Here is a 13,158-nt window from a genome sequence, read left to right on the forward strand (position 1 = left end):
AGGCAGCCAAGGCTCCCAGGGCGCGCAAGGCGACACCGGCGCGCAGGGAGCGCAGGGAGCTCAGGGCTTCCAGGGCGCCCAAGGCAACACCGGCGCACAGGGCGCGCAAGGCTTCCAGGGCGACACCGGCGCACAGGGCGCGCAGGGCAGCCAGGGCAACACCGGCGCACAAGGCGCGCAGGGCAGCCAGGGCAACACCGGCGCACAAGGCGCGCAGGGCAGCCAGGGCAACACCGGCGCACAAGGCAGCCAAGGCTCCCAGGGCGCGCAAGGCGACACCGGCGCGCAGGGAGCGCAGGGAGCTCAGGGCTTCCAGGGCGCCCAAGGCAACACCGGCGCTCAAGGCTCACAGGGCGCGCAAGGCAGCCAGGGCAACACCGGCGCACAAGGCAGCCAAGGCTCCCAGGGCGCGCAAGGCGACACCGGCGCGCAGGGAGCTCAGGGCTTCCAGGGCGCCCAAGGCAACACCGGCGCTCAAGGCGCGCAAGGCTTCCAGGGCGACACCGGCGCACAAGGCAGCCAAGGCAGCCAAGGCGAGACCGGCGTTCAAGGTGCGCAAGGCTTCCAAGGCGCGCAAGGCGATACGGGCGCTCAAGGCGCGCAGGGGGCTCAAGGAACCCAAGGTTTCCAGGGCGCCCAAGGCGACGCCGGCGCGCAAGGCTTCCAAGGCGCCCAAGGTGACACCGGCCCTCAGGGACCGCAGGGCGTACAGGGAGTGGCGGGCACCGGTATCCAGGCCGCCTATATTCAGGGACCGCTGACGGTGATCGCGGATACCCCCGTTGATTTCGGGTGCCAGGCCGGAGACATTGCCGTTGGAACCGGCTATCAACTGTCGGGCGCGGGTGTCAATCCGGTGCTGATCCAGCCCTTGTCGATTAGTGGATATCAGTTCACCTTCACTGGCGGGGGCGCGGACATCTGGGTGTCCTGCATCTCACTCGACTAAACGGTCGCCGTTCTGGGCCTGTGGCCAACACGTCGGGCAGTGCCGGTCGCAGCAATCACATCAGCGGGCCGGCCAGCAAATCGGAAGGCCCGCCATCGTTCAAGGAGAATAAATGAGAACGCGTCAGATACTCGGGTCGCTCGCCTGTGGTGCGGTCCTGCTGACCGGTGCCGCAGGATGCAGCGAGGAGTCTCCTGGCAAACCGCAGCCGAGCAACTCCGGCAACAGCGATAAGCCGAACGGCGGCGACAACACCGGGGCCGCGCCGGCTGATCTGCTGAAGCTCGGCGTCGAACAGGGGCAGGCCGGCAAGCTCGACGAAGCGAAGGCCACGTTCGAGAAGGTGTTGGACGCCGACGAGAACAACAAGTTCGCCTGGTTCAATCTGGGCTTCATAGCCCAGTCACGTAACCAGAACGACGAGGCGATCAGCAGCTACGACAAGGCACTGGCCGCCGACGCCAGCTACAAGCCGGCCCTCTACAACAAGGCCATCGCGCTGGAGAGTACGGAGCCGACGAAGTCGGTGGACATTTACCGCAAGGTCGTGTCGATCGACAGCAAAGCATCGACCGCTTACCTTCGACTGGGCACGCTGCTGTCCCAATCCGGTGACACCGCTGGGGCGCGGAACGCCTTCAGCGCCGCGATCCGCCTGGACAAGCGGCTCGCGTCGTCGGTTCCGGCGAAGTACCGAGCGGCTCCGACCGCTTCGTCCTCGGCTCGGGCGGGGAGGTGACCGGCTCGATGCACACACCGCGCGTAACGGTCTTCACGGGAAGCAACCGCACTCGGTTCATCGACGAATGTTTCCAGTCGCTGCTGGCGCAGACCTTCACCGACTGGGAATGGGTGGTGGTGCTCAACCAGGGGTCGCGTTGGCGGCCCGAGCGACATGACGACCGGGTCCGGCTCATTGTCCAGGACAACCTGAACGGCGTCGGCGCCATCAAGGGGTACGCCTGTTCCGAGGCCACCGGGGACATCCTCGTCGAGCTGGACGACGACGATGTGCTCAGCAGCGACTGCCTGCAGGAGATCGTCGCGGCCTTCGACCTCAACCCGGAGGTGGGTTTCGTCTACAGCGACACCGCGCAGATCCAGGAGGACGGTAGCCGCTGCGAAGACCGCTTCGCGAGTTCCTTCGGCTGGCGTCACTACGACGAGAAGGTGGACGGCCGCGAGGTGCTGGTCTGTCGCGCGATGCCGCCGACGCCGCACAATGTGAGCTATATCTGGTACGCGCCGAACCACGTGCGCGCCTTCCGCCGGGACATCTACGAGAAGGTTGGCGGATACGACGACTCGCTCGACGTCGCCGACGACGCCGATCTCATGGCTCGGATCTACCAGGTCAGCGAGTTCCACCACATTCAGAAGTGCCTGTACCTGCAGCGCATGCATGCCAAGAACACGCAGCGCATTCCCGACGTCAACGCCCGCATCCAGCAGCGCACCGTGGCGATATACGACCGGAACATCCAACAGAATGCGCTCACCTGGTCACGACGACAGGGGCTCCTGGCGATCGACCTCGGTGCGGCACACAACAAGCCGGAAGGCTATCGGGGTCTGGATTACCACGACGGGCCGGGCGTCGACATCATCTGTGACATCACAAACGGGGTCGACCTGCCCGATAACAGCGTCGGGGTCATCAGGGCAGTGGATTTCCTGGAACACGTACCGGACAAAGTCGCTCTCTTCAACGAGTTGTATCGACTGCTCGCGCCGAACGGAATGCTGCTGTCGCTGACACCCAGCACCGACGGTCGTGGGGCCTACCAGGACCCGACCCACGTGGCGTTCTACAACGAAAACTCGTTCTGGTACTTCACTGACGCCAAATATTCTCGATTCGTGCCTGAGATCAAGTGCCGTTTCCAGACGTCACGGCTGGTCACGTACTACCCGAGCGAGTGGCACCAGACGCACAACATCTCGTACGTCTCCGCGAATCTCATCGCGATCAAGGACGACACCCTACGCAATGGCGGTCTGTTGACCATATGAAATCGGGCGGAGTAACAAGCCCCCGTTGCCATCGCGCATCAGCGGCTGCTCGGCCGACATGGGCGGCAGACGGTCAGACCGTCGGTGCCACCAGGCAGAGAACGTGCCCGTCCGGATCGGTGAGCACCGACTGTCGTTCACCCCAGGGCTGATCGGCGGGGGCGTCGACGACCTGGGCACCTGCCTTCTGCGCCGCGGTGGTCGCCTCGTCGACATCCGACACGAGGAAGCTCGCGGCGACACCGGCCAACCCGGGCGTGGGTGGGCGTTCGTGCAGCAGAAGCTCGACCCCGGTGTCCGCGACGGCGAGGACCACCATGTCGCCCGCGCTGTACTTCTCCGCCAGACCCAACGCATCCCGGTAGAGCGCCAGCGCCCGTTCCCGATCGGCAACCGAGACGATGATGCGCCGTAGTCCACGTACCGTCATGGCGTCACCTTAATGGCGGGTGTGCGGCTCTACCGACACCATCCACAGGTGGCCGTCGGGGTCGGCGAAGACGCCCGCGTACCCCCAGGGTTGTGGGGTCGGCGCGGAGACCACGTCGCCGCCGGCGGCGTGCGCCCGCTCGACGATCGCGTCCGCCTCGGCCGGGGTGGCGGCGCCGAGGCCGAGCAGGCACTCGCTCTGCCCCCTCGGCGCTACCTCGCGTCCGCCGATCACCCAGCCGAAGCCGCCGGTCGGAATGAGCATCAGGCGCAGCCCGTCGTTCACCACGAACTGCAACGGCTCCGGGATGCCGTCATCGGCCGGCTCACCCACCGCCTCCAGGCCGAGACCGTCGCGGTAGAAGCGGAACGAGGTCGGGCGGTCGGCGATCGGCAGGCTGATGATCAGTGGCGTAGGCGGCATGGACGGCACCTCCAGAGGTTGGGCGAAAACGGCCAATCGGGGCCGCGCCTTCAGTATGGACAGCGGGCGTCGATGATCACTGCGGTGACCGGACGTGCCTCATGAGTTGAGGTTCATCCCTGCGCAGGGAGTCCAGTCACCGACCGGTGCGCCCGGCCGACGGCCGACCAACCCACACGGCAGCGGCGCCAGCGGTACGCCCAACCGCGGGGCGATGGTGTTGTAGGCAAGCCGGCCCATCACGTCGTAACCACCGGGCGTGGGGTGCACTCCGCACTGGTCCAGGTAGCTCTCGGGGATGGACTGGTAGTCGATCCAGGTCGGTACGCGCTTGCCGAACTCGTCGATGATCCTGATGCTGCGGTAGATCGCGTCGTTGACCACGGCTTCGCTCGCGGGCAGCCAGGCCGGGCTCGGGCCGGGTGGGGTCGTGCAGCCGGTCGTGCCATGTCCGGCGCTGTACTGCACGAGGGCCGGATACATGACGACGTCCGGGTCGATGTCCAGCGCCGTGTCGAAGAGTGTCCGGTACGTACGCTCGAACGCGGTGATCTGCTCCGCGCTGGCGGTCGACAGGTTGTTGTTCGTCCCGCAGTTGACCAGGATCAGGTCGGGTTGGTGCCTGCTGACCAGGTCCGCCATCCGCGACGTCCAGTAGTTGCAGGTCGTGCCTCCCAGCGCCGCGACGGCGAAGGTGTGCGGGACGCAGTTCTCGTTGAGCAGTCGCCCCAGCTCGGCGCGGTAGGCGGCGCTCACCGAGCCGGCCATCGTCGCGCCCTCGGTGATCGAGTCGCCCACGGTCAGGATCTTCATCGTCGGTCGGGCTGGCGTGGGACAGGCGGCTGCGGCGTGGGCGGTGACCGGTGTGCCAGCGGGTACGGACAGAGCGGCCGACACGAGGGCGAGAACGAGAGCGACGGCACCCAACAGCACGGGACGCAGTTTCATCGCGCTGCCCTCGGCAGTGCGGCGGCGGCTTGCTGGTTTCCGGTTCGGGCTGTGCTCGGCGTTCCAAGAGAAGCCCCTTGGACGGGTACTGCGCAGCGGCGACGCAGAGCACGGCTTGGGGTTCGGCGAGGTCCGGATGTGACGCTGTGATTGTCGTTCATGACAATGACCGTATTGCCATGGACGGGCGCCCCGGAGGTCGGGTGGACGCAGTGCCGGATCGGCGGGCGTTGCTGATCGGCCCTTCCGCCCCTGCCCTCTAACGTGGCCGCCATGAGCGTCGACGGTTGGTTGGCAGACACCCGCACGTCCTACGACACGGTCGCGGTCAGTTACGCGCACCTGGTCCGGGACTTCCTGGCGCAGGCACCCTACGAACGAGCGGCTCTGGCGCTGTTCGCCGACCTCGTACGCTCCCGGGGTGGTGGTCCGGTCGCGGACGTGGGGTGCGGTCCGGGTCGCATCACGGCTCACCTGAACGGTCTGGGCGTCGCCGCCTTCGGGATCGACCTCTCCCCCGGGATGATCGCGGTGGCCCGCCGGGATCACCCCGAGCTGAGGTTCGAGGTCGGCACCATGACCGATCTCGACCTGGCCGACGGTTCGGTGGCCGGCGTGATCGCCTGGTACTCGCTCATCCACATTCCCGACGAGCGGCTCGGCCAGGTCCTCGCACACTTCCGGCGGGTGGTGCGCCCCGGAGGTCCGCTGCTGGTCGGCTTCCACGTGGGCGACGAGACGACCCTCAAGACCGAGGGGTACGGCGGCCACCCGATGAAGCTCCGTGTGCACCGCCGTCGGCCGGCCCAGGTCGCGGCCTGGCTGCGCGACAGTGGGTTCGCGGTGGAGGCCGAGATGACCGTCACCTCGCCCGAGAGCAAGCTCGGCGGCATCACCTTCGGACGACGAGAGCCCTGATCTTTCACGTCGTCAGCTCTCTGTGACTCCTGCTGGCCGCGAGCTGCGAACACTGTTGACAGTTGGTCATCGGCACGAATTCCGTGTCGTCGCTGATCGTGACGACGTCCTACGCTCGGCGGTCCTCGGGGCGGGTTTGCCGCCAGGCGTAGGAGGCCAGGAAGAACGCCGCGCCCGCCCAGACCAGGCAGTAGGCCCCCAGGCCTACGGTGCTTATCGCTTCGTGCAGTCCGAAGTAGCCGATGAGGAACTGCATCGTCGGCAGCAGGAACTGAAGCATCCCGAGGACCGTCAGGGGCGTCCGAACGGCAGCGAAACCGAACAGGACAAGCGGCAGAGCGGTGATCAGACCGGTGCTGACGAACAAGGCGGACCGGACCGGACTGTCCCCGAAATGGCTCTGGCCCGTCGTCGACAGGAAGGCGATGTACGCGGCGGCGGGAACGGCCAGCGCGGCCGTCTCCACCGCCAGTGCCCGCCAACTCGGCATGGCCGCCCACTTGCGGAGAAGCCCGTAGATTCCGAAGGTGGCAGCGAGACCGATCGCCACCCACGGCGGCCGTCCGGCGTCGATCCCCAGCCACACCACACCCCCCGTGGCCAGGGCCACGCCGGCCCACTGCGCGACAGCCATCCGTTCCCGCAGCACCACCAGGCCGAGAAGGGCACTGAAGAGCGGGTTTATGTAGTAGCCGAGGGCCGCCTCGATCACCCGCCCACTGTTGACCGCCCAGATGTAGAGGCCCCAGTTCGCGCCCACGAAACAGCCCGCGCCCGCCAGCAGCGCCAGGACTCGCGGCTGGCGGTGCAGCACCCGCCACCAGGTGAGGTCGCGCTGGATCGCCAGCACGATGACGACGAAGACCAGCGACCAGACGATGCGGTGGGCGAGGATCTCCATCGCGGGCGCCGGCTCCAGCAGCGGCCAGTAGAGGGTCAACAGACCCCAGATGAAGTACGCCGCGGTTCCGGCCAGCACGCCCGTGCTGGTTCGGCGTTCACCGGTCACAGCGGGGATCACCTCGTGTGAAAGTGCGGTCTGGCCGGCTCGGGGGCGGTCAAGGCGGAGCGCGGCGGGGCGGCGCCCGGATCGGCTGGCCGCGTCATTTCCGCGGCTCGGTGAGGAACACGCCGAGGGCCAGTGCCACCAGGGGAATCAGACAGATGATGGTGAACACACCCTGGGGCCCCCAGGACTGCGCCGCCACTCCGAGGACGGGCGCGAGGAGGCCGCCGATGCTCACGGCGAGCCCGAGCGTCACACCCGCGGCGGTGCCGGGCCGCGTCGGCAGGTAGTCCTGGCCCAGCTTGACCAGGACGGCGAACGGGATGTTCAGGGCGATGCCGGCGAGCACGGCGAAGAGGAGCGGCGGGTACTCCCCGGGCGTGAACCGCAGGCCGACGAGCGCGGGGATGGCGACGATCGCGCCGAGCTGCACGGTGCGGACCATGCCCACACGGTCGGCGATCCGCCCGCCCAACAGCGTTCCGGCCACTCCACCGACCAGGAAGCACGCCAGCGCCGCGCCGGCGAGACTCTTGCCCGCGCCCAGGTGGCGGATCCAGAACAACTCGATGAAGGTGATCGCACCGAAGAAGGCGACCGACCTGACGGTCTCGATACAGGTCAGCACCAGGAAGGGAACCCACTGGTCGCGGCCGCTGTGCGAAACGCCGCGTCCTGCCGGCCGCTGTAGCCGATTGCGGTACAGCAGGAAACCCATGAGTACGGCCGGCGGGATGAAGAGCGCGGTAGCGCCCACGCCCATCGCGATCAGCGCGGGAGTGGCCAGCACCGGCGCGAGAAAGAACCCGACACTGCCCCCGGCGGCGAAGATGCTCATGGCTGTCGCGCTCTCGCCCGCCGCCACCCGAGCCGACTTCCCGGCGGCCGGATGGAACATCGCCACCCCGAGCCCCGACGCGCAGAGCAGAAGCCAGACCGCCGCGTAGCTGTGCACGAGACCGGAGAGGCCGAGCCCGATTCCGGCGAGCGTCACTCCCGCCGCAGCGAGCCAGTCGAGCCGGTATCGGTCGACGGCGACGCCGACAAAAGGCTGCGGTACGGAGCTGCCGAGGGTCGCGGCGAGCGTGAGACCGCCGGCGGCGACGTAGCTGTAGTGGCGGTCCAGCACGAAGTACGGAACGCAGGCCGGCACCAGACCCTGGTAGAGGTCGTCGACCGCGTGGGCCGCGCCCCACAGGCGCATCCGCCGCCACGCCGACGGTTGCCCGTCCAGGCCCTCGGCCGGTGCCAGCGCTGGCTCCGTGCTGAGCGGATTCGCTCGGCTGCTTGTCTCCGCCACCATCAGCTCTCTCGTTAGGTGTCCTGAAGGAAGAATGCCCGGTCCTCCAATTGCGGGCTATTGATATCCTGCCGATTTATGTCGGCAAGCAGCCACGATGTGGACGGGCCTGCCCGGGTGCCCCTGGCCGACCGCGACCGGATCGACTGGCACGACCACCCGCGCCACCAGTTGGTCTGCCCCCGCAACGGCGTGCTGGGAGTGTCGACGCCGACGGGGATGTGGACTGTGCCACCGGACCGGGCGGTGTGGATACCCGCCGGCGTCGCCCATGCCCATCGGGCGTACGGCCCCACCGACATGCGCGCGATCATGTTCGACCGCCCGCTGAACCCGCTGGGCGTGGAGCAGCCGACCGCCCTGGCCGTCTCCCCGCTGCTGCGCGAGGTGATCGTCTGCCTGACCGACGACGAGGAGCTGACCGACAACGAACGGGACAACCTCGAACGCGTGGCTCTGGACCAGTTACGACGGGCGGCCACGTTGCGTCTGCGCCTGCCGTACCCGGCCGATTCCCGGCTGCGGAACCTTGCCGAGATCCTGCTCGACGACCCCACCGACCGCCGCACCCTCGCCGAGTTGGGCATGGCGGTGGGGGCCGGTGCGCGTACCCTCAGCCGGCTCTTCCGGGAGCAGACCGGGATGTCGTTCCCGCACTGGCGGACGCAACTGCGGCTGCACCACTCGCTCACGTTGATCGCCGAGGGCGAGTCGGTGACCACGACCGCCGCGGCCAGCGGTTACAGCGGTCCCAGCGCGTTCATCCAGGCGTTCCGGGCCTACTTCGGGATGACGCCTGGCGAGTACTGCCGGGGCCGGCGAGGCGCCGACTTCTCTCCGACCGCGAACTGACCGGCCGCGGCTCCGGGCCGTCGTGCGGCCGGCAGCGGCAACCCCGCCACTCGCTCAACCGGGGCTACGCACCACCGACTCACGTGTCACGATCTCCGCCATGCGTCTTCCGTTCGGCCTGCTCGTCGCATCCGTGGCGGGCGGTCTGCTCTCGGCCGCGGCGGCGCTGCTCGCCATGCCGGCTGCGTCGATGCAGTTCGGCCTGCTCATGCTGCTCGCACTGCTCGGCTACGTTCTGCTGCATCGCGGTGCGCGCCGGGTGCGATGGACCGTCGCCGCCGGTGTCGGGCTACTGGCCGTGGTGGCGGCCATGAGACTGCTCTGGCATCAGGAGCAGGTCATCGACGTGGGGTGGGTGGCCTACGGGCCAGCGGCGGAGACGTCCGTCGTGGGGCGATGGCGGGCCTCGATCGACAGGCAACGGCTCGCCGCGCTGGGTGTGGCGCTTGGCGTTGTGTGTCTCGCGGCCGGTGTGTTGGCGCTACCGTCTCGTGGCAGACGGCGGGGTGTGGCGACGGCAGTCCTCGCGCTGCTGCTGTTCGCCTGGTTCGGGCTGGACTCGGCCCAGGAGTTCGTCGACCATCCCCTGCCGGAGCTGCTCGGGACGGTGTGGCCGGCGCTGCTCGCCGCCCTCGTGAGCATGGGGGCACTCGCGCTGTCCGGAGGGCGGGCCGACCGCCGTCGGCTGCTCCCGGCGGGGTTGTTCCTGCTGTCCCTCACAGCGGCAGACATGTACTCGAACCTCGCCGGGGTGTGGTCCGGCTGGTGGAAGATGACAAACCCTGACCAGGACCCCTTCCTGGTAGCAGGGATGGCGGTGGGCGTGTCAGGGGAAGCCTCCCTTCAGGTCTCGTCGGCCGTGGAGACGGCGATCGCGCTCGCCGGGGCGGGGTTGGCTGCCGTCGGCGCGCTGCGCAGTTCCAACGAGGCCGGGGACCGGACGGGCTTCCCACTGAGCGGCGACGAAAACCCGGGATAACGCCGACGGTGACGACGGCTTCCCGGCGTAGTGCACCTCGGCGGATGTGGCCGGACCTCGACGTGGTTGGGGTCGCGGGCCCCACTGATCCAAGTTCAGGGGGTCGGGGAGGCCGTCCTCGATTCGCGGCTCCCCCGGCACGACCTGCCTGCGGAAGTTGTCGAACCCTCTCCTGTACAGGTGAGTACGTTGGCTGCCCGGACTGACGGCGACAAGCAAAAGGCCCAGGTCATGATCGGCAATCATGCCGGTGACCTGGGCCTTTCTGTGGAGCCGCCTGACGGAATCGAACCGTCGACCTACGCATTACGAGTGCGTCGCTCTAGCCGACTGAGCTAAGGCGGCAACGATCAGCAAGTGTACGGCACCCCCCGACCTCGGACCGAACGGGATACCCCCGCGCCCCCGCTGGCACCAACCGGACAACAACCGTCATCTGGCTGATTACCAGACAGCGCTTCGTCGGGACCGGTACTACGCTGCGGCGGGTGAGTGACGAACGCGACGATCACCAGACCCCGGCGGGCGAGCCCGACGGGGAGCGGGCCCCTCGCCGGCCGCGCTCCACCGATCCGCTGGAGCTGGGCTTCACCCCCCGCAAGCCGGTGCCCTGGCTGGCCCCGTTCCTGCTGATCAGCACCGGCATCCGGACGCTGCTGGCGATCCTCTTCGGCGCGTACCTGGACAAGCGCGAGTTGCAGAATGCCTTCGGCGACGACATCTTCCGCCAGGCGGGGCCGGACGGCGGGCTGTGGCTCGACTACGTGGCCGACCTCGGTGACGGCTTTCACGCCACCTACTCCGTCGCGTACCTGCTGGCGCAGCCGGAGCTGGCCGTGGACGGGCACCGGCTGCCCCGCGCGCAGACCCTGGTGATGGGCGGGGACCAGGTGTACCCGTCGGCGGCCTACGCGGAGTACGAGAACCGGTGCAAGGGGCCCTACCAGGCCGCGCTGCCGGCGACCCCGCCCGACCGTCCCACGCTGTTCGCGGTGCCGGGCAACCATGACTGGTACGACGGCCTGACCGCTTTCCTGCGCTTGTTCGTCCGCTCCCGGGACCGTAACTTCGCCGGCTGGCGCACCGGGCAGTCGCGGTCGTACTTCGCTGTGGAGTTGCCGGCCGGTTGGTGGCTGCTGGGTGTGGACGACCAGTCCGGCTCGTACCTGGACGACCCGCAGTTGGCCTACTTCGACGAGGTGGCCCGGCGGCTCACCCCGGAGTCGAAGGTGATCATCGCAGCGCCGTCGCCGACGTGGGTCAAGGCCGCCGACGACCCGGCGGCGTACGACTCGATCGACTACTTCGTCCGGACCATCATCGACCCGACCGGGGCGCAGGTGCGGCTGCTGCTCTCCGGCGACCTGCACCACTACGCCCGCTATGCCGGCCCGGACCGGCAGTTGATCACCTGCGGGGGTGGCGGGGCGTACCTGTACCCCACGCACAAGCTGCCGCAACGCATAGAGGTGCCACCCCGGGACACCCTGGCCCGACGGGCCAGCCGTACCCAGCCGTACGACCTGGTGGCCCGCTATCCGGACGCGGCCCGCTCCCGGCGCTACGGGTGGGGCATCTTCGCCCGACTGCCGTTCCGCAATCCCGGCTTCACCACGTTGCTCGGCACCCTGCACACCCTGCTGATGCTGGCCATGGCGGGAGCGACCGCGAACTGGGCCGACAGCACCAACCAGCGTCTGTTCAGCGTCCCGCTGGTGCTGATGGTGCTCGTGACGGTGGTGGCGGCGGCTCTCTTCGCCAAGCCGCCGAGCGCCAGCGGCAAGCGGCATGCCCGGCACTGGATTCTCGGCGTCAGCCACGGCGTGGCCCAGGTGGCGCTGGCCGCCGGCGGCACGTGGATCTGGTTGGCGCTGCCGTTCTACGACTGGCCGTGGCCGCTGCCGGCGGCGGCCGCGGCGGTGCTGTACGGCCCGGTCATCGGCCTGGTGGCGAGCCAGCTGGTGGCGGCGTACCTGCTGGTCGCCGGTTCGTTCGGTGTGAACGTCAACGAACTGTTCGCCGGGCAGGGCATCGAGGACTCCAAGTCGTTCCTGCGGTTGCGCATCGACCCGGACGGCACGCTTACCGTCTATCCGATCGGGGTGGACCGGGTCTCCCGCGACTGGCAGGTGAACCCCGACGACGACCCCACGACAAGCTGGCTAACCCCGAAAACCCCGCTAACCCCCCACCTAACGGAACCCCCGATAGTCCTGCACTGACCCCGCCCACCCCCGCCGACCCCCGCCCACCCCCGTTGATCATGAAGTTATTGTCCCGACACGCCGGGGCAGGCGGCAATAACTTCATGATCAACGGGGGGTGGAGAGGCCACGGTGAGGAGGGGGTTAGGGGGTGTAGTGCTCGTCGTGGGCTTGGCGGGGGGCGCAAACGGAGGCGCGGGAGCAGGAGCAGCGGGAACCGTCGGCGTCCAGGCGAACGGTCACCGCGTCTTTCGGCACGCTGTGGCCGACCACCCGACCCTCGCCCTCCGGGGTGGAGACACGGCTGCCGACGGCCGGCGCGGTCGCCTGGAAGCGCTGGTACAGCGGGTGCTCGTACTTCAGACAGCACATCAACCGGCCACACGCCCCGGAGATGCGCAGCGGGTTCAGCGGCAGATCCTGGTCCTTGGCCATCCGGATGGTCACCGGCTCGAAGTCGGTGAGGAACGTCGCGCAGCACAGGTCCCGACCACAGGAGCCGATGCCGCCCTGGACGCGGGCCGAGTCCCGTGCCGAGAGCTGCCGCAGCTCGACCCGGCAGTGCAGGGTGGCGCCCAGGTCGCGGACCAGGGAACGGAAGTCCACCCGGTGCGGGGCGGTGAAGTAGACGGTGCTGCGCTCGCCGCCGCCGTCGGCGGAGCCGAGCACGTGGTCGACGGCCACCACCTTCATCGGGAGACCGTGTGCGCGGATCAGGCGCTTCGCCGCCACCTTCGCCTCGGCCTTACGACGGCGCAGCGCCTCGTCCCGGCGCAGATCGTCGTCGCCGGCCAGCCCGACCAGCCGGGGAAAGCCGTCGGTCTCCTCGGTCACCCACTGGGCGGCCCAGACGCACTCGGCCACCTCCGGCCCGTCGTCCGTCGGCACGAGCACCCGGTCACCCACCTGCGGACGCAACTCGCCCGGGTCGAGGTAGTAGAGGCGCCCGTACCGGTTGAAGCTGACCGCGCAGAGCATGCCCATCCCCCCACCTTACGACGCAGCACCGCCAACGACGCAGCGGCCAATCCCTCTCCTGCCATCCATGACCGTCGACTCGACCGATTGCCGGGCCACCCGTCGTGCCGATGACCCTCGCCCGGACGGTTGAATCCGGCCGCGGGTGGGGGACAAAC

The 13,158-nt window shown here is 68.7% G+C and carries 12 protein-coding genes, 1 tRNA gene and 1 pseudogene; 7 read left to right on the forward strand and 7 right to left on the reverse strand.

The window, feature by feature from the left end; all coding sequences use genetic code 11:
- The 3 genes and pseudogenes from AB0K10_RS26575 to AB0K10_RS26585 all read left to right on the forward strand — a co-directional run.
- Positions 1 to 949, forward strand: a pseudogene (locus AB0K10_RS26575) (hypothetical protein); the annotation flags it as partial.
- A gap of 112 nt (positions 950 to 1,061) precedes the next feature.
- Positions 1,062 to 1,688 carry a tetratricopeptide repeat protein gene (locus AB0K10_RS26580; protein ID WP_363687800.1) on the forward strand — a complete coding sequence of 209 codons (627 nt, stop codon included), beginning with the start codon at positions 1,062 to 1,064 and terminating at the stop codon, positions 1,686 to 1,688.
- Positions 1,685 to 2,962: a glycosyltransferase gene (locus tag AB0K10_RS26585; protein ID WP_363687802.1), complete on the forward strand. Its 1,278-nt coding sequence runs from the start codon at positions 1,685 to 1,687 to the stop codon at positions 2,960 to 2,962. The genes AB0K10_RS26580 and AB0K10_RS26585 overlap by 4 nt, the downstream gene beginning before the upstream one ends.
- A gap of 73 nt (positions 2,963 to 3,035) precedes the next feature.
- Here the strand turns inward: AB0K10_RS26585 and AB0K10_RS26590 are convergent, their stop codons facing one another.
- The 3 genes from AB0K10_RS26590 to AB0K10_RS26600 form a co-directional block, all read right to left on the reverse strand.
- Positions 3,036 to 3,392, reverse strand: a complete 357-nt coding sequence (locus tag AB0K10_RS26590; RefSeq protein ID WP_363687804.1) for a VOC family protein — start codon at positions 3,390 to 3,392, stop codon at positions 3,036 to 3,038.
- A gap of 9 nt (positions 3,393 to 3,401) precedes the next feature.
- Entirely contained in the window at positions 3,402 to 3,815 is a 414-nt protein-coding gene (locus tag AB0K10_RS26595) for a VOC family protein (RefSeq protein ID WP_363687806.1), read from the reverse strand.
- 99 nt (positions 3,816 to 3,914) lie between these two features.
- Entirely contained in the window at positions 3,915 to 4,763 is an 849-nt protein-coding gene (locus AB0K10_RS26600; RefSeq protein WP_363687808.1) for an SGNH/GDSL hydrolase family protein, read from the reverse strand.
- A gap of 273 nt (positions 4,764 to 5,036) precedes the next feature.
- On the opposite strand from AB0K10_RS26600, the gene AB0K10_RS26605 reads away from it, so the two are divergent.
- Complete coding sequence (locus AB0K10_RS26605; protein ID WP_363687810.1) at positions 5,037 to 5,681, forward strand: class I SAM-dependent methyltransferase; 645 nt, start codon at positions 5,037 to 5,039, stop codon at positions 5,679 to 5,681.
- Positions 5,682 to 5,790: 109 nt separating this feature from the next.
- Here the strand turns inward: AB0K10_RS26605 and rarD are convergent, their stop codons facing one another.
- Positions 5,791 to 6,690, reverse strand: a complete 900-nt coding sequence (gene rarD / locus AB0K10_RS26610; protein WP_363687812.1) for an EamA family transporter RarD — start codon at positions 6,688 to 6,690, stop codon at positions 5,791 to 5,793.
- Positions 6,691 to 6,784: 94 nt separating this feature from the next.
- A complete protein-coding gene (locus tag AB0K10_RS26615; RefSeq protein WP_363687814.1) occupies positions 6,785 to 7,990 on the reverse strand; it encodes an MFS transporter in 1,206 nt (401 codons plus the stop codon).
- A 75-nt stretch (positions 7,991 to 8,065) separates the two neighbouring features.
- Here AB0K10_RS26615 and AB0K10_RS26620 point away from each other — a divergent pair, with 75 nt between their 5' ends.
- Entirely contained in the window at positions 8,066 to 8,839 is a 774-nt protein-coding gene (locus AB0K10_RS26620; RefSeq protein ID WP_363687816.1) for a helix-turn-helix transcriptional regulator, read from the forward strand.
- 100 nt (positions 8,840 to 8,939) lie between these two features.
- Entirely contained in the window at positions 8,940 to 9,818 is an 879-nt protein-coding gene (locus AB0K10_RS26625; RefSeq protein WP_363687818.1) for an aminopeptidase, read from the forward strand.
- A gap of 268 nt (positions 9,819 to 10,086) precedes the next feature.
- Here AB0K10_RS26625 and AB0K10_RS26630 read toward each other — a convergent pair.
- Positions 10,087 to 10,163: transfer RNA gene (locus tag AB0K10_RS26630), tRNA-Thr, on the reverse strand.
- Positions 10,164 to 10,306: 143 nt separating this feature from the next.
- On the opposite strand from AB0K10_RS26630, the gene AB0K10_RS26635 reads away from it, so the two are divergent.
- The gene (locus tag AB0K10_RS26635) at positions 10,307 to 12,040 is read left to right on the forward strand and encodes a metallophosphoesterase (RefSeq protein ID WP_363687820.1); all 1,734 of its coding nucleotides are present in this window, start codon (positions 10,307 to 10,309) and stop codon (positions 12,038 to 12,040) included.
- A 126-nt stretch (positions 12,041 to 12,166) separates the two neighbouring features.
- Here the strand turns inward: AB0K10_RS26635 and ricT are convergent, their stop codons facing one another.
- Positions 12,167 to 13,006: a regulatory iron-sulfur-containing complex subunit RicT gene (gene ricT / locus AB0K10_RS26640; RefSeq protein WP_363687822.1), complete on the reverse strand. Its 840-nt coding sequence runs from the start codon at positions 13,004 to 13,006 to the stop codon at positions 12,167 to 12,169.
- Positions 13,007 to 13,158: the final 152 nt, after the last annotated feature.

The organism is Micromonospora sp. NPDC049274 (assembly GCF_040678875.1).
In the GTDB taxonomy this organism is placed as follows: domain Bacteria; phylum Actinomycetota; class Actinomycetes; order Mycobacteriales; family Micromonosporaceae; genus Micromonospora.